Below are 22,448 nucleotides of genomic sequence, written 5' to 3'. Positions count from 1 at the left end.
TATAAACGTAGGTTCTAAATTACAAAAAAGCTGCAAAGCCTCCTTGAAACACTTTGCAGCCTTCTATCTTTTTGTTTCCTTTAGCAAAATAATGGTTAGTGAATTTTTATTTTTTAGGATACTTATACCCATGTTTAAGTCTTTACATTGGAGACAGCAGATAACAAGCTTATATTACTGTATATTTTTCACGGTACTGCCTAGGAGTCATACTAGTATTTTTTTTGAAAACTCTTATAAAATAACTTTGGTCATTAAAATTAAGCCAAGCACAGATATCTGATAAAGAATAAGTAGTAAGTGTTAATAATTTTTTTGCTTCTTCCACTCGTTCCCTTTGAATATATTCGCTGAAAGTGATTCCCATTTCTTTTTTAAATAGTTTAGACAGATAAGTAGGCGTAATTTCTAATTGATTAGCAAGTTCATTCAGAGATATTCCATCGTAAACATTTTTATTAATATGTTTTATACATGTAGTAACCGCGTAAGAATACTTTTTTGCATTGTATTCTTTCACACGATCTGCAAAGGTACGTAAAGCGTCCCCTGACAATCGCTTTACAGATTCTACATTATCTAATTGTTCTAGGGTTTGTATATATAAAATACTATGAGCAAAAGCAATATCTGGTGGCAGGTTTCCTTCTATTGCATATCGAGTGGCTAAGGTAATCGCAATAATTCCAAGGTTTTTTTGATTCCTGAGCGGATCCTCTATTAGCATAAGTTCAACATCTTCTTGCGAAACCGCATACATATACTGTATTAACTTTTTTTTATTTCCTTCTTTAATAGTCGAAAAGAAATCATTTACTAATGCCATATTGTGCGTTTTAGGTTTGTTTTGTCGGCGTTTTAAAATATATAAATCAGGTTTCACATTTTTATTAGGAATTTCCTCTAGTACTCTATTTTTTTCCAAGACAATATCTACATCTAACTTTTCATTGAAAATCATGTAATGTAATAAAATTCCCATATCAATTAATGTAGTTTTTTTAATCTCAGATAAACACTGATAATAGGCAAGTCTTTCTTGAATGTTATCATTTGATTTAAATTCTTTCTGAAATTTTATGATCATATCATCTGAATCTTTTGGATGTATAGTAGGACCGATTATAATAGTCCCTTTAATATCATCATGATTTTCTATATGAATTAGAACAAAATTTTCAAGATAGTTGTTACTTCGGAAAAGTGGCAAGTTAAAGGGATCGTTTTCTTGATAAATATCACTAAGATGTTCTTCTTTTGAAGAATAAAAAGGACTACAAACATTATCAGATGTAGAATGATATAAAATTTTTCTGTCTGCAGATAAAATATGTACAGGGGCATTAAATGCTTTATGTGCAAGATCACACAAGTGTTGTATATCGATAGAAGTATTCATTACATTCTCCTTTATAGATCCATAAAATATATTCTGTTAGATATAATTCATGACAAATAATACTATAAAATATCAAATTAGTACAATTCACAACAAAATATTACTATATCTTTTTTATAAAAATCATATATTATTTAATTGTAGTTAGCATCTAAATATCAGAGTAGATAAGTAAATGAAATACACTAAGTTCTTTTCTTAATTCTACAAGATATAATTATTGAACTTGAGAAAACAGTGAAGTACTACAAAATACAGTGGTAGTCAATGCGAGGACCAAGCTGGAAAAAGGTTTAAAATGCAGCGAAAGTTACAGGAGATACTGTACCACCGCAAGAAATAACAGTCAAAGTTCCAATTCAATCATTTATACAAATTGAATTCAAAAAATAAATACTGCTAATTTAAATGTGAAACTGAAAAACTATTTTGCTCCAAATTTTAGAAAAAGATAATAAAGAAGTTGTGAAATTGGAAACAGATGAAAGCGATACGGCTATTTTTGAAGCACTATGCTTTGAAAAATACAAGGTAGAGGAAATTCAAGTACTCAATTAAACATTTAATTGAGAGAAAGGTCTTTTCATCAACTAAAAATAAAAAACGAATGGAATATTCAAAAAATGACACTATATTACTGGTCGTAACATTAGTTTTACTTTCCACAAAAGAGGAAAAAATATATAGACTTTACAAATACTAAGAATAGCAAACTAGCTAGTTTTATTACCGTATCACATAAAGTGAAACTTTAATCAGTGGGGGTTTTGTTCATCCCCCACTGATTATTAGCCCATACCAATCGGGGTCTTACTGCCCGGCAAATAGCGGGATAAACTTATTATTAATTTCCAAATACAATAGTTGTTAATCAACAAAAAACTTCAATAATTAAGGTACACAGTAAATTGATCTCAAAACAGTAATTACTACAGTATCAGTTTTTACTTATTCTATAAAAAAAGAAATATCACTTAATAATTATTATTTTATATCGATTTAGACATAAAACATTTTATTATATCAGCTTAAGTATTATAGAATTAAAATTGCAAATAACACCAAAATACTTTTAAGGGCTCATACATCGTTCATACCGAATTTATCACCTTTAGATACCTATGTCATTAACATAACTAAAAAAGATTGTTACAAAGGAATCTGAGAGGTCTTTTCGATTTCGAAATTTGTTTTTTGTAAATTAAAGGAAAATAATCCGTATATATACGGATTATTTTCTTAGTGTAATCTATATTGACCTGTTAACTATTTTTCAGCCATTCGAACTAAGCGTTTTGTAATCTCTCCACCGATCCGAACCATTTGCAGATGATGTGATGTATCAGGTCCCAGTGTGACTCCTAGTTCAAAAGCAATTTCATACTTCATTTGCTCAATAGTACTTGTAGTAGCAGAAATAAGAATTTCATTTGTATTACTTTCGTATCTTTGAATATTTATAAATAACATGTGCCTAATTATGCTATTTACGCATGAGTAACCTAATTTCTTCTAGTACTTTTATGGGAACCCTTTCCCTCCCCTTATTCTACCAATTGAATTTGAAACACAAATGTACATTGCATTTCAATATAACAATAAAAGCTACAAAAGCAACGAATTTACTACTTTAAAGTTAAGTGTTTAACCTTGAAGTACTTAAATTCTTTTTTCCAGATAAAGCATACATTATATCTTGATGCTTTATTGTCCTCTTATAATTATGTGGTATCGGAAATTTGTTTCGGTGTTCTTTCATTATAATTAAAGTTTGAAGTTCTATGCTCAATACTTTTGCGAGAACATGATAGTTATATCCATTGTTTAACAGAGAAATTATGTCATAAAACATAGTTTTTCCGCCTACTAATTTTACTAATCTATTCTTTAACTCATTCCTTTTTTCTTTAGCTTCATCCATTTCTAACAACATGGATTTTTTATTTGTTTGCTTAATGTATTGAGTATATAACTCTGGGAATTCTTTTTGGACTTCTTTGTTTAATACTGGTTTATATTTAATCATATAAGTAACTTGTAACAATGAGCGTTTTAACAAACTATCTTCAATAAGATACGCTACTTTATTAAATAAATGTACATATTCCTTAATATTGGAATAACTATTAAAATGAGCTAATACTCTACTTTTTATACTAAAAGCCTTACCTATATAAATAATATTGTCATTATAATCTCTAATAAAATAAATACCACTGTCATCTTTTTCTAATTCATTATCCAGTTCTTCTAGACTCATAAAATGCAATTCACTCATACTTTCCTCTCCTTATTAGTTTTAAATCATGAAAAACAGGCAAGGTTTCTAAAAAAGGCACTCAGCTGTCCTAGGATTTTTCATTTTATTTCTTGCTAAATATCAAAAAACTGCTTCTATGTTACTCAACTATCAATATGATTATTAATACAATTTTCTCTCGTTATTATCTCGCAATTTTATCATGTAATTTCGAGATCGTTTCCTCATTTAAATTACTGTGTTTTATCGAATAAAAGAAATATATGACTGCCCCAATAGTAATCCAAATACTAAAGTACATCCATGTTCTTAACGGTAAATTTAGCATTAAAAACACACAACAAACAATTGAAACGCTTGGTAATACAGGTACAAAAGGTACCATAAATCCACGTTTTAAATTTGGGTGTGATTTACGGAGAATAATAACTGATAGACAAACTAACGCAAACGTCACCAAACTACCGATATTAACTAAATTAACCAATTCTTTCAAATCAATAAACCCAGCTATTATAGAACTCCCTATTCCTGACAATCCAGTTATAAAAGTGGGTGCTCCAGTTTTCTTATTAACTTTCGCAAATGATTTCGGTAACAATCCATCACGACTCATTGCAAAGAAAACTCGTGTTGCCGCATACATATTTGAAAAAATAACAGCCATAAGGCCAATTACAGCACCTGCAGCAATTGCACCAGCGACTTTTCCTTGTCCTACCACTTCCATTACATAAGCCATTGCCTCAGGAACATTTAATTCTTTATAGGAAACCATTCCTGTCATAACAATGCATACCATAACATAAATAATTGTACATATGATTAATGATGCAATAATACCGATGGGAAGATTACGTTTCGGATCTTTTACTTCTTCTGCTGAAGTTGCTAATATATCAAAACCCGTGAAAGCGAATAAAATAGCTGCTCCACCCGTAAAAACCCCACTTAAACCGTATGGTGCAATTGGTACCCAGTTCATTGGTTTTACATAGAATATACCAACTGTAATAAACAATAAAATCATACCAATTTTAATCAATACCATTATATTATTGATTCGTTTACTTTCCCTCGTACCACGGGATAACATCCATGCTAATATCAATGTAATGATTACTGCTGGTAGATTTACAATACCACCATGTGAAGGGATCGTTACTAGAGCTTTAGGTATCTCTAATCCAAATCCTTTTATTAAATTGTGGAAATAGCCTGTCCATCCAGCAGCGACAGCCGCTGTTGCCACGATATATATTAACAGTAAAGACCAACCTACTAGATGAGCAACAAACTCACCAATTGTTGCATATGAGTATGTATATACACTACCAGATGCCGGGAGTGTGGAAGCAATTTCTGCGTAACATAATGCTATAAATCCGCATATAATTGCTGCAAGTACAAATGAAAAAATAACTGCTGGACCAGCATCTCTTGCTGCTACTAATCCAGTTAACACAAGAACGCCCGTTCCAATTATTGAGCCTACCCCTAACATAATTAAATCAAATGCTCCTAATGTTTTCGTTAAGGTCTTGCTTTGATTATGCTCTAACAATTGTGTAACGGATTTCTTTTTTAATAACTTACTCATATTCTCTGTATCCCCTTTAAAATAAGGTTTGCTCTTCTCATTATTGTTGTATATAAATTTACTTAGTTATTACATAGTCTTATAATATTTCTTTTACGTTAAATAAATTTGTAACATTCTATTTTTTCTCTTTCCTCCACTGTTCAACAAACATCAGCTATAATGTGTTATAACTCATTCAATTTACCTCCAAAGATATAAATAAAAGATTTTGTCATTCCAAAGAGATAATTAGTTTTGTATGTTCGATAATGGTATGATAAACAAAAATAATTTATTTATTTAATTGAGTTTCACTAGAACTTAAGTTATTTTTCTTCCGTAATACACTAACAATATACCCACATACACCGCCTATAATAGCCGGAACCCCCCACCCTAAACCTACACTATATAAAGGAAGAAAATGTTCAAGAAAATTATGTATTATTTCACTTTCTATTCCAGCAGCTTTTAATCCATCTAACGAACTAAAAATAAATGTCAATATCAAACTCCCTTGATATACTTCAAATCTACCATTGAATACAGAGTGTAAAAATATTAGGAATATTAAGGTAATAGCAATTGGATACATAGTTATTAATACAGGGATTGAAATCTTAATTAATTGTGTTAACCCTATATTCGCAACTAGTATACTGAAAACAGACAAAATAATAGCAAGTTTTTTGTAAGAAATTTTTGGAAATAATTTATGAAAAAAAGAAGAACAAGCAGTGATAAGTCCTACGCTTGTAATTAAACATGCTACTATAATCATTACACCTAAGAAAATTGCACCATACGAACCAAAGTAATAGTCCGAAACTTTTTCTAAAACTTCAGCCCCATTATTTAAACGACCTAGTTTTTCTACACTAGAAGCGCCCATATAGGAAAGGGCAGTATAAATAAGAGCTAAGAGTGTAGCAGCAATAGCCGTTGCTTTTACACAAACAATCATAAGCTGCTTTTTAGTCGTAGCCCCTTTTTCTCTAATTGCATTCACGATAATGATTCCGAAAACAAAAGCTCCAAGGGCATCTAATGTTAAATATCCTTCTTGAAAACCTTTAAAAAATGAATCTGATGCATACAATTCAATAGGCGCTTGAATTCTTCCAATTGGATGAATAAAAGTCACAACTACGAGCATCCCAATAACAGTCAATTTGATAGGAGTCAAAATTTTCCCAACTATGCCAATAATCTTTGTAGGATTAAGGGATAACAAGCATGTAACTGTAAAAAATAAGATTGTAAATACAGTTAAGGCAACAGGACCTGCATCATGTGATAAAAAAGGTTTAATTCCAATTTCAAACGATACATTACCAGATCTAGGGATGGCGTAAAAGGGGCCAATCGCTAGATAGAGAACGGTCGTAAATACAATACCAAACACCGGATGCACACGACTAGCTAAAGATTGCAAATCATTTTCACCTGAAAAAACAAATGCTGTTATTGCTAACAATGGTAAACCAACTCCAGTAACTAAAAAGCCTGCATTGGCTATCCATACATTATTTCCAGCCATTTGACCAAGCATAGGTGGAAAAATTAAATTTCCTGCTCCAAAAAACAATGCAAACAGCATCAATCCTATAATAATGATAAAGGAAGTAGGAACTTTATTTGACATAACAACTCCTCCGATTATACATTTGTATACACTTTTTATTTTCCCTATAATTTATATATTAATCTATTTAATTCCATCCTAGAGCACCGTTGCGGAAGGCAATGTATGCCCCCGCTCCCTATAAGAGAATAGCAACAAATTTTCAATTTAAATAACTACTTACATTAATGGATGTGAAGTTACGCCTAAACAAAGCCTCTCACTTACTAGTTAAACGAGACATTTCCATAGATTTTTTCGTACAACGTTTCATAGCTGAAATGATAGCTGTTCTTAAACCTTTTTCTTCTAGTGTTGCTACAGCTTCTATCGTCGTTCCACCTGGAGAACAAACCATATCCTTCAATTCACCTGGATGTATTCCCGTTGCCAATACCATTTTTGCAGAACCTAATACAGCCTGAGCCGCAAATTTATAAGCTTGTTTTCTCGGCATACCGTCAAGTACAGCAGCATCTGCCATGGCTTCTATAAACATATACACATATGCTGGAGAAGAACCACTAATAGATGTAACAACATCCATTAGTTTTTCATTTACGACCTCCGTCTGGCCGAAAATATTAAATATATTTAGTACCTCTTTTATATCTTTTTCTGTAACCATTTCATTAAAAGATAATGCAGACATTCCTTCCCCAACAAGTACCGGTGTATTAGGCATTACCCTAATAACCTTTAACTTTCTATCAAATTCATTCTCAGTGCTCTTAATACTTTTTCCTGCAGCAATAGTTACAACAATTACATCATCTTTTATTTGGTCTTTTATTTGGTTAATTACCGATGTGTATAGGTCTGGTTTAATTGATAAAATTAAAATGTCAGCACTGTTAGCGACTTCATTATTGTTAGTAGTTATAGTTATGCCATATTTATCACTAGCATTTTTTAAATTGCTGACGTTTAAATCTGAACAAATTATTTGATTTGGAGACACTATATTTTTATTAATCATCCCACCTATCATAGCAATACCCATGTTTCCACATCCGATAAATCCTATTTGTTTATTCATAATAATTTGATCTTGCTCCTTTTATTCTAAACTTTATTGATTTTGAAATTATTATTCTAAGTTAGGGCTATTACAATTACTGGGTTTATCAATAGAATTTAAAAATTCTCCTTCCTATAATGAGCTACACTTTTGTATGTACTTTACAAGCATGCATTTAAAAAATGTAGAGACTTTCTATTCATAGAACTATTAAAAACAAGAGTAAAATGGTGATGATTTTTCGGAATTAATATTCTTTAACTATTCACCATTTTAAATAGAGCTTACATATTCCTCTAATAATTACTTATTTTCAAAATTTATAGTTACGCTTAAGAAAATGTATTTAAGTTCCAAATAATTATCGCCGTAGATAGTATGAAACAAAGTAATGCAGGAATTATCATTAAAATAGATTGTTTTGCTCGAAAAATATGAGCATGAATGGCTCCGACCATGAGAACTGCTAATAATATATTTGCTCCTAGCGCTAAGTATTGATTCCAAATACCACCGATTATACCTATTGCTCCAATAATTTCAATAAAACCAATTATAGACATAAACCATAATGGATATTGATATTGTTGCCAATGTTCCACCTGAAAAGATATACGAAAAATTTTTATGAATCCCCCTACTACAATAAAAATTGCTAAAACTACCTGAAGAACAATCATCATTTAAACTCTCTCCTTTTAAGACTTTGTTAATTTCTATTTTAAAATTGTTTCAATTAAATATTTTGTAATCCTTTTAGATAGCTCTCTATTGCTATCTTCTTTCCATGTATTCGGTGGAAACCTACTTCTTTTACCGTCTAATATTTCTTGATAGATTTCTTTTATTTGCACTGCTTTCGCTTGCACTTCAAACTCCCTCCTATTCAAGACATATAACGATTCCTCTTTCCTAACGTTAAATAAAACGCCAATAGTAACTATTGTGATCTACTTTTATAACGTAAAAGAAATGTATAGGGTAAAATCATTTCTTTAATCTATAATAAGAAGGACATAAAAAAACAAAAAGTTACAAAAATTTTCAAATTAAAATTTTTGTAACTTTTTGTTTTTGTGTAAATATAAGGTCAATTAAGACGTCTCACCGTTTTAAACTTGACGCTCCATAATCTTGTATAGTTACATTTATATGATATTTAATCGGTACCTTACTAAATGTTCGATCCCAATCTTTTTTGACTTCCTCCCATGTTCTCGGGTGTTTAATTCTTAATTGGTTGCCAAAACCCGCAATATCGACTTGATATTCTTTTTGTATTTTTTTTGTAACATGATGTACTAAGTGCTTTACTTCATTTTCAATAGCGTTTTCTTCCCTTTTTAAAAATTCATTTTCAAAATCTTTTCCTGGTTGCACCCAATTTTCAGACAAACGTCCTTCTGATTCAATGTTTACATCAAAGGAAATATTATTTCCGTTAACATGTGGTATGATTTTGCTTTTTATTGACTTTATTTCGTATATAATGAGTTTCTTTGATTCTTTATCAAAAGTTTTTATCACACCACCATTCCTTTTTCCGTTTATCCATACTACTCCTTCCAATTCCTGTTCATTTAAAAAGCCCATCAATTTTTTTGTCTTCCCTTTAATTACAGCAGCTCCTGCAAATTTTGTTTCCCCATTCATCGAGATTACATTTTGCAAAAGAAAACTGGACCCTGACCGCATCTTTCCTTCTAATTTAGCGAGCGATACAGGAGCCAAAATCCTTGTTGTTCTATTTCTATTATCTGCAATTCCAGACAAACGAAATGCTGGGATTTCTCCTTTTTTGTTTGATTCCAGTACCTCCTTCGCTAGCCCCTTGCTAATTAAGATCATAGAGCTCAGCCGAACTTCATTGTCACGGAGATACTGTTCAAGTAATTGTTCTAAACTGTATGTACGTACAAGACTATCACTAATAACAATGTTTTTTAAATGCGGGCTGAACATTTCGCTCTCTCTTTTCAATGAAAGCTCCCGAACAATTTGATGAATGGAATCACCGGTCTCAGAAACATTTATATACCGTTTTTGTTGTCCGTTTCCTTTACTTTGTGCTTGCGAACTAACAATTTGATAAGTAGCTGTTATAAGATTTCTTTTAGGATATCCTCCTTCCTCATCCTCTTTCTCAATTGTTGAATCCTTCCCTTTATCTAGTGCTATACCTGCAGTTAAACTCAACTCTTCTACTTCTTTACTGCTCCAACATCCTGTTAAAAATAGGAGCACAAGCATCGATAACAAAACCAAATAGAACCGCATATAATTAAATTTCGTTTTCACACTATTCCTCCTTTTAATCGCTTAATAATAAGAAGGAGCAGTGGCAGTAAACCAAATAAAAATATAGCAGCATTACCGAGCATATCCCCCAATTTAAGCAAATGATTTATATTTTTCGAAGTCATAGCAATGATGTAAATGATTGGAATCAAAGCAAAAATAAATGGATGAATACTCTTTTTAAAGAGTTGGGCTAATCCTAATGCAGCTGCATAGTAACTAATCGTATAGGTAGCAAATATTTGCATAATCCATATTACAAGTAGTAAAGATTCAAAACGTTCAAATATCAAACCAGAAATTTCAAAACTGCGCATAAGGTCAATTGTCGGCCATGTTCTTGTTACAACCCCATCAATTGATAATGCACCGATGACCATTACAACAGTTATTACATAAAAGATTAACGGAATAGAAATTCCAACTAAAATAGCTTTTACTGCTTTATTTCGTTGTTCCATAAACACCAAAAGAATTAACATAATTTCAGGACCTGTATATGCGAGAGACGTTGTTTTTATCCCATCTAACACTGGTTTAATCCCAAAACCCAATACGGGACGGAGATTATCTATCTCAAATATTCCGATACTCATAAAGGAAATGACTAAAAAAATAAAAACAGTAATAGGGAATATTATTTCAAACATCCGTGCAATTGAGTTAATACCACTCATAATCAAATAAAGACCTATCCACATAAAAGGCATAATAATAGCCCATGTAGGAGTTCCTTCGAGCAAAAAAAAGCTTATTACTTCTGCCATTGAACGAATTTGAAAAGCTGAGGTTGTAAGAAAATAACCTATAATAAGAAAACTAAGCAACCTGCCTATCCATTTCCCTACAATTTCTTGACTGTATTGATAAAAGGTTTTTTCTGGGAATCCTTGACTTAATTTGACCATGATTACTCCTGAAACCATTGCGAGTATTCCACCTAATATCACACTTAGCCATACATCTGGTGTTTTCACTTTTTCCACAGATGCTCTGGGCAGAGTGAGGATTCCTGTTCCGAGTATGTAATTTACAATAATAACAACTGCTTGCGAAGTTGTTATTCGGTCTTGGGATTTAGTAATCACTGAAGGCCACTTCCTTTCGTCATCAGCTACTTTTTGCGGATAGTTTTTTTAGTATGCATTATTTTTGGTCTACGTCTCATTATTTTTAATGGCATGCGAACCATAAAATCTTTCCAGTCACTAAATCGATACGGAACAGCAGGGCTAGTATAAGGAACGCCAAAACTTTTCAGTTTCACTAAATGACTGCAAAGTAAAAGAAAGAAGAGAATAACTCCATACAATCCAAATATCGCAGCACAAAACATAGCTACAAAACGAAGAATGCGTAACGTAATTCCCACACTATATTGTGGGATAGTAAAAGAAGAAATAGCTGTTACCGCAACAACGATAACCATTATTGGGCTAACGATTCCTGCTTCTACGGCAGCCTGACCAATTATTAAACCGCCCACAATTCCCATTGCAGGTCCAATCGGTTTAGGCAGACGTAAACCTGCTTCTCGTAAAACTTCGATGGCTACTTCCATAATCAACGCTTCGATTAAAGCGGGAAAAGGAACTCCTTCTCGCGATCCGATAATAGAAATAGCTAGCTTGGTGGGAATTAATCCTGGATGAAATGAAATAAAAGAAATATACAGTGCTGGAGCAAATAATGAAACAAACGCTGTCATGAAGCGTAATAAGCGGAGAAGCGTACCAGGAAGCCACCTTTCATAATAATCTTCTGGTGATTGCAGCAGCATACTAAATGTAACTGGAGCAATTAAAACAAATGGTGTTCCATCTAACAAAATAGCTACTCGGCCTTCCATCAAAGCACTAATAACACGATCAGGTCGTTCTGTATTTTGAATCTGCGGGAAAGGACTGAGATAATTATCTTCAATGAGTTGCTCTATATAACCAGATTCGAGTACACTGTCTATGTCAATTTTCTGAATTCTGTTTTTTATTTCTTCCACCAATTCTGTACTAGCAAGATCTTTAATAAATGCGACAACTAATTCTTTCTTTGCACGTTCTCCTACTGGTAGCTTTACTAATGATAAGTTCTCATCTGCACAATGCCGTCGCAAAAGTGAGGTATTATCACTTAATACTTCAGTAAAACCAACCCGTGGCCCTCTGACTAATGCCTCTGATACTGGTTCTTCCATGTTTCGTTTATTTGCTTTTGTTGTACCAAGAATAAACACATCTGCTAAACCATCAATTAAAAGAGCTGTTGAACCTATCAATACTTTGGATATCACATCTTTTATGTAATGGACTTCTGCTACTTCACTAATTGTAAGAACTTTATTTTTAATATATTCTTTTGAAACAGTCCCCTCCACATAAGAAGATTCATTTTTATATTCGTCAGAAAAATCATCCATTAGTAATTTCATAATATGTTTGTCAATGATCTCTTTATCTGATAGACCATCAACAAAAATGATCCCAGCTTGAATATCTGTGCGTCCAATATTAAACTTCCGAAAGCGAACATCAGAATTATGTCCGATCTGTTGCTTTATAAGTTCTAAGTTAGAGGCAAAATCGTTTGTGAAATGAACGGTTGCATTTTGAGAAGGTTTATACTCTTGTTTCGTTTTACTTTGAATATTATTTTTCTTCACTTGTTTGTCTCTGGACTTCCACCAACTCATTCTTCCCACTCTTTCTCTGTCATACGAACCCAATGAAAAAATCTTGAGATAGTATACGGAATTAAAAACAAAATAAAAGCTTGTACAAAGACTTTCCAATCTGGAAAATAAGAAGTAATTATGTTCCACATGTTTATCACCCAATTTATATACTCTGTTAGGATTGAAATTTCTAAAGAACGATATGTACTTAATAAAAAATAACGATAAGATTAAAGAGCAGAAAAGCGAGACATTATACTTATTTAGTACCAATAACCTAGTTAGTATAAAAACATTTCTGACCTAAAATACCATTTTTAATTATAATTTGTTAAATATTATCTCCTATTCCTTCATTTGTATGCCTGCATTTGAATTTCAAATAATATAAGTATGAATGATATTTTCTCTAAAAGAAAAAAAGATGCTAGAAGATAGCATCTTTTTTTAAATTCAACTTACTATGTAGTTATATTTTATTTTGGAAATACTCGTTTTTAAATGAATATTAATGTGTAAGAAATACATATTCTTTTGTTCCAAGTTAGTACATTTCTACCAAATCGATACGGAATTTTCTGATTTTAAAAATGATATGAAAGAAAGGAAAATACTCTCTTAGAAAAACTATATAAAACAAATAACATGAAAACAACTATCAATCTATTAATTGAAAATGATAATGAGCAAGAGTTTATCATCTTAATTCCAAGTGTATTCGTTTTGCTTCAAAATAAAGAACTTGAATGAATTTTTTCGTATCAATACGAGCAGGTACTGTTGGTTCATTATTCAATTCTGTCATCTTTCTCCTTACGGTAGTAAAATCAAAAAATCTAGAAGCATAATTTTCGAACTTCGGGTTTAAAAAATCAGTAAGTCCAAGAGATGCTAAATGGTTTAATGATTGATAAATTGCTCTCCGAATCCGTTGTTTGGAAGCTTCTATGAACCTTTTTAATTCGGTATCTTCAGCTGAATCCCCAAGTTTTTTTTGAGCTAAATTCATAAAAATCTCTTTTAGTGAGGGAAAACCTTGTTCCAACGTGTTATCTTGTTCATATTTATATAAATAATCTAGCATATCCATTAAATCTTTACTTCCATTTTCACTGGCTATTCCTAATTCCGACAAAAGAAAATGAATGGAATTTTGAAAATGATTAAAAGTATTTAAATGTTTTTCATTACGGTATTTTTCTTGCGCACTTGAATTACTATCCAATTTTAGTACCGTATTAAGCGATTCTTGAATGTTTTTTATCGATTTTTCCAAACGAATTCTTTCAATGACTTTCCGGACAACTGTTAATACTTCAATCCGGTTAATTGGCTTAATAATATAGTATTCAACGCCAAGCGAATAAGCTTCAGCAATTAATTCTTTTGATTCTACTTGAGAGACCATGATGATTTTCCCTTTAAACGAAGGCTTTATTTGACGAATTGTTTTTATTCCATCTTGAATGGGCATTAACAAATCAATAAATAAAATGTCTATATTTTTAAGGATCGGCATGTATTGCTCTAAAGATAAACCATCCTCAGCTTCTCCTATAACCTCTCCAAGATCTTCATCCTCGATAATTTGAGCCAACATTGAACGAACCGCTTTTTCATCATCTACTATATAAAAATACATAGAATCACCCTTTCGAAATTATATGATCAATCCCTAATCTAATTATAAAAATTGATCCTCTTCCTTCGGTTCTGTCCTCAAGCGTAACATCACCTTCAAGTTGTTCGACCATTTCTTTAACATACGATAGTCCGATGCCTGTCGATGGATTGCCTAAACCATCATATTTAGAAGTAAAACCAGGCTCAAAAATTGAATCTTTATATTTTGAAGAAATACCTGGACCGTTATCTCCTATTCGAAATTCAACGAAATGATGGTCTTTATTAATGTCAATTATAATAGTTCCCATACTTTGGATAGCCTCTACAGCGTTTGTCACGATATTATTTACAATAGATAGGATTGTATAAATATGATAATGAGGATGCACACCATCAATTTTATATACAAATTGGATGTCTTTCTCTAGCAACCGTGCATATTTCGTATTTGCCCGTATAATGATGTTTACTAGTTCATGTACAGACATATAATCTGTAAAACTTTCATCAGAAATTAGTTTTGAAAGTCCCGCAAAAATACGTTGATTATCCTTTTTAACGTCATGCACCTCACCAGCAATTTGTAATGCCTGTTGCCTTAAATCCTGAAACTGAAAATCCATCTGTTTATGCTCAAAAGAGTCTAAGGTTTTATATAAATCATAGGATTTTTTTGTTATATTCTCAGTATCTTGTAATGTTTTTTTTAAATGAACAGCATCTTCATATAAATTAGAAATGAGCATAAGCATATGTTCATTTTGTTTCTTTATGTGTCTCTCCCTTGATTGCGCTTCATACAATTTCATCATATTGAAAAAGCTTAGAACTATAAAACTATGGGAACATGCGATAACAACGATCTCATTTATTGCCTCGGATGTGATCGATGTTTTTAATACGAAATATTGAATCATTAATTCCACACAGTCTGACAATATTTCAATAACGCAACCAATCAAACCGATCATTAGTGGTTGATGATAAAAACGTTTAATTTTTGCTAAATGAAAGAGATACGAATACGTAAAATAAAAGAAAAAACTAGGATAGTGAGTATGAAAAGCGGCTAACCAATCCATATTTCCCTTTATTATTACATCCATTGACATACGAAATACTACAACGACTATTGCTGTTAAAAAACCCGGTAAAAATGCTGGAACTCGTCGAAACAATAACAAAAAAAAGAAAAATGTCGGTGCACCAAAGCTCATTCTAAATGTTTCGTTTAAGGGAAATGACTTTATTTCACCTACTAAGGGTACTGTAAGTATCATTAAAACAAGAATATAGATGTCTTTTTTTACTAAATTACTAAGATTCAAAATAATCACTTCCCACTTTCGCCTAACAGTCAGTATACAAACCTATTTGTATTAATACAACACTTACTCTATTTTTTTCAAAAACTAATAAATAAGATATAAACGAAAGTATTACAGATTGTGAGTATTCATTACAGTCTTCTACTTTAGAAAGATACTTTATAACTCAAAAATGTTCAGACACAATATATGGCCTGAACACTTTTGGACTCGCTCTAACACCAAAATATTTGTGCTCCTTTTTAAAATATACTCAAATCCCATTCTTTTGCAATATGTTCTAACAACATAACTCCTGGTAAACTATTCCCATATTCATCAATGGCTGGTCCGTAAATACCAATACCACATCCATCTTGAAACGATAAATCCTTCCTAGATTTTGAGGGAACAAGTGTCATAATTCCGCCGGATACCCCACTCTTAGCTGGTAATCCAATAAAAGCAGCAAATTTCCCGGAAGCATTGTACATTCCACAAGTAAGCATTAAAGCTTTTGTTAACCTAGCTACTTCTTTAGGGAGCACTTGTTCTTTGCGAATAGGATGATATCCATCATGTGCTAGTATAAGCCCTATTAAGGCAATATCTTCTGTATTTATTTCAATTGAACATTGTTTTAGGTAAACCTCTAGTGTCTCCTCCACATCTGATTCTAGAAAACCATTCTCCTTTAAATAGTATGCTAAAGCTCTATTACGATGAGCCGTTTCCCATTCTGATTGAAATACTATTTCATTAATAGCAGGACGCTTCTCTATCATTTTTTCAATTAATACGTATAGAGATTCTAATTTTTCTTTCACCGATATCCCTGGCAAAAGTGAAGCTATCGTAATCGCTCCAGCATTAATCATAGGATTAAAAGGTTTTCCTGGTTTATGTATCTCTAAACGAATAATCGAATTGAAGGCATCTCCAGTTGGCTCTACGTCAACTCGTTCTAATACATAAGAAATACCACGACTTAAACAAACGGCTATAAACCCGATTACTTTTGATATACTTTGTAATGTGAAAGGTACCTCCCAATCTCCTGACTTTATCATTGTTCCATCTGGCTTTACTATACAAATCCCTAACTGCGATACATTTATTTCCCCCAGAGCGGGAATATAACTGGCGCTTCGTCCCTTAGCTGCATACGTTCGATAATGAGCTACCCATTGATCTAAGCAAACTTTTTCTTGACCCTCAATTTGAACGATAGAATCCTTTATCATTTAACAATATTCCCCCGTACTATTAACTTTATATAGAATAATTTTTTCTTTAATATCATCAATAATATTTGCACTAGAACCAAGAAAGATATTCAGACACATTGCAGTCTGAATATCTTTCTTATTACACACTTTTCTTTTTTGAAGTTTCCTCATAACTATCCCAACATTCAACATTTTCAAGTCCTTTAATGCTTTCTTTATAAAAAACAGGATCTTTACCAGTTTTTTTCTGGTTTATATAATCTTGTAACGCCGCAAATGCTACTTTTGAAAGTAAGGTAATAGCAATTAAATTAATAATAACCATAAATCCCATAAATAAGTCCGCTAAATCCCATACAATTTGAACCTTTGCAACAGAACCAAATACAATCATAGCCAACACACTTATTCTGTATGTCATTAACCACACTTTACTTGTATGTAAGAAGCGAATATTTGTTTCACCATAATAATAGTTGCCAATTAACGCACCAAATCCAAATAAAAAGACAAAGATAGCAAGACAACCCGATGCCCAAGAACCGATGTGTTCACTTAATGCTGCTTGTGTAAGTGCAATACCATTTAACCCCGGTTGTTTATATGCATCAGACAGCAAAATAATAAAGGCAGTACTAGTACAAATGATCAGTGTATCGGTTAATACACCAAATGCTTGAATCAGTCCTTGTTTCACCGGATGACTTGTTGTTGCTGTTGCAGCAACGTTTGGTGCACTTCCCATACCAGCTTCATTTGAAAATAAACCACGTTTAACTCCATTCATAAGTGCTGCACCAATTGAACCTCCTGCTATTTGTTTAAAACCAAATGCGTTTTGAACAATAAGAGAAAGAACTTCCGGCATTTTTGATATGTTGGTAACTACAACAAATAATGCAACTCCAATGTATAATACCGCTAAAAATACCACCTTGTATTCAGCCATTTTTGCAATACGTTGTACACCACCAAAGATAATCGCGGCGAAAGCAATGGCCATGATTATCCCAACTGTTAAACGATCTGTACCAAATGAATTTTGAAAAGCAATTGTAACTGTATTTGATTGTACTGAATTGAATACAAGACCGAAAGTAATTGTAATTAAAATAGAGAATAATACTCCCATCCAACGTTTATTTAACCCTTTTTCCATATAATAGGATGGCCCACCGCGGAAACCAGTTTTATCTTTTACTTTATATATCTGTGCTAATGTGCTTTCAACAAAACTGGATGCCGAGCTAATAATAGAAATAATCCACATCCAAAATACAGCTCCAGGACCTCCTAATGCAATCGCAATCGCAATTCCTGTAATATTCCCTGTTCCAACGCGAGCTGCCATACCAATACAAAACGCTTGAAAAGGAGAGATTTGATCTTTAGAACCACTTTTTCCCTCCATTAATACACGGACCATCTCTTTTAACATTCGAAACTGTACAAAATTCAATTTAAATGTAAAATAAATTCCGCAAATAACAAGCATAATAATTAACAATTTAGACCATAAAAAATCATTTGTTGATCCGACTAACTCTACAAAAAATCTTTCCATATTATCACTCCATACCAAAAATTTATCTATCATAATCTATATAAAATCACCTATATTCCGTGGCATAAATACCTCATTCATATTCAAATACAACAAGGATAAAAATTTTCTATATGAATAGAATTGGCCTGTTTAAGCAAACATCGCAACATGCACCTAAAAACCCAAATTTTCAAAAAAATTATCGATTATACACACGATGCTCTATCCCTTTCTGCAAAACTAATATTCTTATCCACTATTGTTGTTGTACTATTACGTTTGTTTCGTTTACCGGTGATTTACATTTAAATCATAATAATCAATAGTGATTAAGTGGTTTTTTGTTAATTTTCTCAAGAACATGGAAATATCTCCTTTCTCACTACTAATCTCAAAAATAGGCTAGATAAAAACTTCACGAAAAATCTATAAAGCGCTTTCAATCTTCAACTAAGAGAAGCTTGTCTTTAATTTATAATTAAAAGTACAGAATGTTACGAAAAAGTACAGATTTTTATAAAAACAAAAAAATATTTTAAGATTTTTCATCTAAAAAACAGTGAGATTTTGTGAATTTTATACAGTATCCAAACATCGCGGATGCTGTTCTACCTAACCTTTGACAAGCCTCTATTTTCTTCATAAAAACATGCATATTTTTTCTCTTTTAGAAGTTCATATAAAGTATTTGAAATCAAGAATCAACGGGATATTATAAGAATATTTAAAAAATAAAACATTTAATTTATTTATGGTATCATACAAAAAACATTTGTTTTCTCAATTAATCCCCCTAGTTTGATTCGTCTATATTGCACATATTTGCAACATGAAAGACACTAAGAAAAAAAGGATTTTGTTGAAGGGATGAAACATTACAAAACTCTTATTTAGGACCTTATGACATCCTCTTTTCTAGCAATATCGAGTTATCCCAAAAAACGTATATTTACTAACATAGATTACAGGTGGTGTATTGTGAAAGAAATAGTATTCGTTCAAAATAAAAAAAGACTCCTTATGAAATTCGAATTTTTAAAAAAGGATTTAGTACTTACCATTTCACTGATACTAGCAATTGTAAGCTGCTTCATACATTCGCCAAAGGTCGAATATATTAACTTTGAAGTGTTAATTAGCTTATTTAATCTAATGGTGGCCATTAAGGCCTTGGAACAACTAAAGATATTAGACAAACTTGCCGTTGCGATTTTAAATAAATGCAATAACAGCAGGTCAATATCTATTATTCTAATTTTGTTATGCTTTATTTGCTCCATGTTTGTAACAAATGATGTTGCTCTCCTCACTTTTGTACCAATAACACTTGTCATTAGTAAAAAAACACAAATGAACATGATGGATACAATCATCCTGCAGACAATTGCGGCAAACATCGGTAGTAGCTTGATGCCTATGGGAAACCCACAAAATTTATATCTATATTCTTACTATGGAATTAAGCTCATCCCATTTTTAGGTTCAATCCTGCTTTTAGCTGTACTTGGAATTAGTTTGTTGTTTATATTTACTCAAAAACTTCAAAAAACAGATTTAAAAATAGAACTACCTGTTATTACCGTGAAGAATCGAAAAAAAGCTACCATCTGGATTTTGATACTTATCACTATCATTGCATCTATTTTTGGTTTCATTAATTATTACATTGCGCTAATAGTTACATTGATGGCAGCTTTTACGTTAGATAGAAACTTACTATTAAAGATTGATTACTTTCTTCTAATAACCTTTGTCTGTTTTTTTATTTTTATTGGAAACATTTCTCATTCTGATGCGCTGGGGACCTTTGCTCGCGCTAATTTAAGAGGAGATACTTCAGTCTTCTTTAGTTCCATATTTTTGAGTCAATTGATTAGCAATTTTCCTACTTCAATTCTTCTATCAAACTTTACTTCTGATTGGAAAGCTTTATTACTAGGAGTAAATATTGGAGGGCTTGGAACAATTATCGCATCTTTAGCCAGTGTAATCTCCTATAAACTATTCATTCAGGCCAATGTTAAAGAGAGTAAGGCGTATTTAATTAAATTTAGCATTTACAACTTTTCATTTTTAATCATACTTACATGTATACAATACTTTATTTTTAAATTTCTATAACTTTAAAAAGTGATTACTACTAGAATAATAAAAACCAAAACTTTCTCAACATTAAATTGAGAAAGTTTTGATTTTAAAGTAAATAATACTTACAATTAGCATTATAAGCAAGATCCACCCCTTACATCAATTAACTCACCAGTTATCCAACGACTGTCTGATGATGAAAGAAAACCTCTAAAAACTATTTGATAATCTTTTAGAATCTAACTTTCTTATAATACTCTTTGCTATTTCTTCAATATTTTCATTTAGAAAGAAATGATTACCTTCAAAAGAATGAAGAGTACACGTTCTACTTGTATATTGCTCCCATTTTATTACTTGATCATATGTAGTAAATTCATCATTTTCCCCATTAAATATAAGAAAATCAATATCACATGGTTGTATATTATTGTCATGAATATATGTCTCGACAATTTTAAAATCTGCTCTTAGAATTGGGAGAAAAATCTCCATTAATTCTTCTGATTGAAGTACCCCGGATGGTGTACCTCCCATTGCAATAACTTCTCTTTTAAATTGCTCATTAGAAAGATTATGTCGGATATTTTTTATTTTACTATTTGGATGATTTCTACCGGACAAAACAAGAAATTCAGGCGATACGTTTTTAGAATCTTTTATTTTTCTTGCTACTTCATAGGCAATCAAACTTCCCATGCTATGCCCGAATAGAATGTAGGGCGAATCATCTATCTGCATAACTATTTTATTGTAGACATCATTTACTGCCTCTTCCATACTTTGGTACAAGTTTTCTTCAATTCTATATCCTCTACCAGCTAACTCTATCGGGACTACCTCAATATATGGATTAAAGTGATTTTTCCATTTTGCGTAACTAAACGCAGATCCCCCAGCATGTGGAAAGCAAAAAAGTTTAGTCTTCTGCATTGATTTTCTCCTTACTTTCAAATTTGTATATATTTTGGCAAATTGCATAAATGTCTTTAATTATTATCTCTTGCGGAAATTCATCCCTTGTTGCACAAGCAGATATCTTATAATTTGGCTCAATGTTATATTGTCTAAAGTAAAAGTTTTGAGGTATATACTTATATGAAATTAAAGTTGGTGACTCTTTTTTTATAGAGAATGAATTTAACGGGATATAAAGCCCTTTTCCAATCGTTTTTATATAACTTTCTTTTAATGTCCATAAATCATAAAAATAATTAATTTGTTCATCAGAATTTATATTAGATATATCATAAAATTCTTCCTCTGAAAAAAATTCATTTGCTAATTTAAGAGCCTCTATCTCTGAAACCTTTTCTATATCAATACCCACATTAAAATTAGCAGTAGTACAAACCACCCATTCTCCTGAATGTGACAGATTAAAATGAAAGTCAGAAAAATTTTCAACAAAAGGTTTTCCATACTCATTATATATAAATCTAATTTCTTCATTATTAATTTTATACTTTTGGCAGATTAGAGATTGGATTAGTAAATCCCCTATCAAAGTTCTATTAGCATGAGTTTAATAAACGCTTCATTCGTTCTTTCTTCTCATTTGAAACCAAGTTACTAAGTTGCTTAAACAAATGACTTTCAATATTCTTTGGTATTTTCACAGCTTGAATGTGTATGATAAATCACTTCCTTTTTTTAAAGGATGGCTTCATATATGTGCGTTACATAAATTCAAATTAACTTTATTAAATTGCAAATACAATAGAAAAGGTGCATATTTACATATCAATGAAAATATGCACCTTCCCTCAGTAATATCATCAGGCATTCGCTTCTATT

At 31.6% G+C, this 22,448-nt stretch carries 18 protein-coding genes and 3 pseudogenes; 2 read left to right on the top strand and 19 right to left on the bottom strand.

All coding sequences use genetic code 11. The features are described from left to right. Nucleotides 1-169: 169 nt before the first annotated feature. On the bottom strand, nt 170-1,399 hold the full coding sequence (locus ACTFRH_RS08650; RefSeq protein WP_001097908.1) for a helix-turn-helix domain-containing protein: 1,230 nt from the start codon (nt 1,397-1,399) through the stop codon (nt 170-172). A 429-nt stretch (nt 1,400-1,828) separates the two neighbouring features. On the opposite strand from ACTFRH_RS08650, the gene ACTFRH_RS08645 reads away from it, so the two are divergent. Then, the gene (locus ACTFRH_RS08645) at nt 1,829-1,957 is read left to right on the top strand and encodes a hypothetical protein (RefSeq protein WP_000939299.1); all 129 of its coding nucleotides are present in this window, start codon (nt 1,829-1,831) and stop codon (nt 1,955-1,957) included. Between the two features lie 708 nt (nt 1,958-2,665). Here ACTFRH_RS08645 and ACTFRH_RS08640 read toward each other — a convergent pair. From ACTFRH_RS08640 to ACTFRH_RS08570, 15 genes and pseudogenes are all read right to left on the bottom strand, one after another. Then, on the bottom strand, nt 2,666-2,869 hold the full coding sequence (locus ACTFRH_RS08640; protein WP_000897402.1) for an alpha/beta-type small acid-soluble spore protein: 204 nt from the start codon (nt 2,867-2,869) through the stop codon (nt 2,666-2,668). A gap of 166 nt (nt 2,870-3,035) precedes the next feature. Then, nucleotides 3,036-3,677, bottom strand: a complete 642-nt coding sequence (locus ACTFRH_RS08635; RefSeq protein WP_001292181.1) for an excinuclease ABC subunit C — start codon at nt 3,675-3,677, stop codon at nt 3,036-3,038. Nucleotides 3,678-3,843: 166 nt separating this feature from the next. After that, entirely contained in the window at nt 3,844-5,259 is a 1,416-nt protein-coding gene (locus ACTFRH_RS08630; RefSeq protein WP_000040553.1) for an amino acid permease, read from the bottom strand. Between the two features lie 274 nt (nt 5,260-5,533). Continuing rightward, a complete protein-coding gene (brnQ5, locus tag ACTFRH_RS08625) occupies nt 5,534-6,886 on the bottom strand; it encodes a branched-chain amino acid transport system II carrier protein BrnQ5 (RefSeq protein WP_000066880.1) in 1,353 nt (450 codons plus the stop codon). Nucleotides 6,887-7,085: 199 nt separating this feature from the next. Beyond that, a complete protein-coding gene (gene proC / locus ACTFRH_RS08620) occupies nt 7,086-7,904 on the bottom strand; it encodes a pyrroline-5-carboxylate reductase (protein ID WP_001041304.1) in 819 nt (272 codons plus the stop codon). A 314-nt stretch (nt 7,905-8,218) separates the two neighbouring features. After that, nucleotides 8,219-8,569 carry a DoxX family protein gene (locus ACTFRH_RS08615; RefSeq protein ID WP_000973720.1) on the bottom strand — a complete coding sequence of 117 codons (351 nt, stop codon included), beginning with the start codon at nt 8,567-8,569 and terminating at the stop codon, nt 8,219-8,221. 36 nt (nt 8,570-8,605) lie between these two features. Then, nucleotides 8,606-8,755: pseudogene (locus ACTFRH_RS08610) on the bottom strand (DUF4046 domain-containing protein); the annotation flags it as partial. Nucleotides 8,756-8,990: 235 nt separating this feature from the next. After that, the gene (locus ACTFRH_RS08605) at nt 8,991-10,184 is read right to left on the bottom strand and encodes a Ger(x)C family spore germination protein (protein ID WP_000850040.1); all 1,194 of its coding nucleotides are present in this window, start codon (nt 10,182-10,184) and stop codon (nt 8,991-8,993) included. Continuing rightward, nucleotides 10,181-11,272: a spore germination protein gene (locus ACTFRH_RS08600; RefSeq protein ID WP_000629019.1), complete on the bottom strand. Its 1,092-nt coding sequence runs from the start codon at nt 11,270-11,272 to the stop codon at nt 10,181-10,183. The genes ACTFRH_RS08605 and ACTFRH_RS08600 overlap by 4 nt, the downstream gene beginning before the upstream one ends. 26 nt (nt 11,273-11,298) lie before the next feature. Beyond that, on the bottom strand, nt 11,299-12,873 hold the full coding sequence (locus tag ACTFRH_RS08595; RefSeq protein WP_000119240.1) for a spore germination protein: 1,575 nt from the start codon (nt 12,871-12,873) through the stop codon (nt 11,299-11,301). Continuing rightward, the gene (locus tag ACTFRH_RS08590; protein ID WP_000267086.1) at nt 12,870-13,004 is read right to left on the bottom strand and encodes a hypothetical protein; all 135 of its coding nucleotides are present in this window, start codon (nt 13,002-13,004) and stop codon (nt 12,870-12,872) included. The genes ACTFRH_RS08595 and ACTFRH_RS08590 overlap by 4 nt, the downstream gene beginning before the upstream one ends. Before the next feature lie 548 nt (nt 13,005-13,552). Further along, entirely contained in the window at nt 13,553-14,497 is a 945-nt protein-coding gene (locus ACTFRH_RS08585; protein ID WP_000274091.1) for a response regulator, read from the bottom strand. A gap of 4 nt (nt 14,498-14,501) precedes the next feature. Continuing rightward, nucleotides 14,502-15,818, bottom strand: a complete 1,317-nt coding sequence (locus ACTFRH_RS08580) for an ATP-binding protein (protein ID WP_000584815.1) — start codon at nt 15,816-15,818, stop codon at nt 14,502-14,504. A 233-nt stretch (nt 15,819-16,051) separates the two neighbouring features. Further along, nucleotides 16,052-17,032, bottom strand: a complete 981-nt coding sequence (glsA, locus tag ACTFRH_RS08575; RefSeq protein ID WP_000588633.1) for a glutaminase GlsA — start codon at nt 17,030-17,032, stop codon at nt 16,052-16,054. A 124-nt stretch (nt 17,033-17,156) separates the two neighbouring features. After that, nucleotides 17,157-18,581 carry an alanine/glycine:cation symporter family protein gene (locus ACTFRH_RS08570; protein WP_000439288.1) on the bottom strand — a complete coding sequence of 475 codons (1,425 nt, stop codon included), beginning with the start codon at nt 18,579-18,581 and terminating at the stop codon, nt 17,157-17,159. 960 nt (nt 18,582-19,541) lie between these two features. Here ACTFRH_RS08570 and ACTFRH_RS08565 point away from each other — a divergent pair. Then, the gene (locus ACTFRH_RS08565; RefSeq protein WP_000659270.1) at nt 19,542-20,684 is read left to right on the top strand and encodes an anion transporter; all 1,143 of its coding nucleotides are present in this window, start codon (nt 19,542-19,544) and stop codon (nt 20,682-20,684) included. Nucleotides 20,685-20,785: 101 nt separating this feature from the next. Here the strand turns inward: ACTFRH_RS08565 and ACTFRH_RS08560 are convergent. The 3 genes and pseudogenes from ACTFRH_RS08560 to ACTFRH_RS08550 all read right to left on the bottom strand — a co-directional run. Next, nucleotides 20,786-20,860, bottom strand: a pseudogene (locus ACTFRH_RS08560) (short-chain dehydrogenase); the annotation flags it as partial. 1 nt (nt 20,861) lies between these two features. Continuing rightward, the gene (locus tag ACTFRH_RS08555) at nt 20,862-21,584 is read right to left on the bottom strand and encodes a thioesterase II family protein (protein ID WP_001172939.1); all 723 of its coding nucleotides are present in this window, start codon (nt 21,582-21,584) and stop codon (nt 20,862-20,864) included. Then, a pseudogene (locus tag ACTFRH_RS08550) lies at nt 21,571-22,270 on the bottom strand (4'-phosphopantetheinyl transferase family protein). The gene ACTFRH_RS08555 and the pseudogene ACTFRH_RS08550 overlap by 14 nt, the downstream one beginning before the upstream one ends. Nucleotides 22,271-22,448: the final 178 nt, after the last annotated feature.

This window comes from Bacillus cereus group sp. MYBK216-1 (assembly GCF_051916495.1).
Classification (GTDB): domain Bacteria; phylum Bacillota; class Bacilli; order Bacillales; family Bacillaceae_G; genus Bacillus_A; species Bacillus_A thuringiensis_K.
Note: the sequence above shows the minus strand (reverse complement) of the source record. Positions and strands in the feature narration are given on the sequence as shown.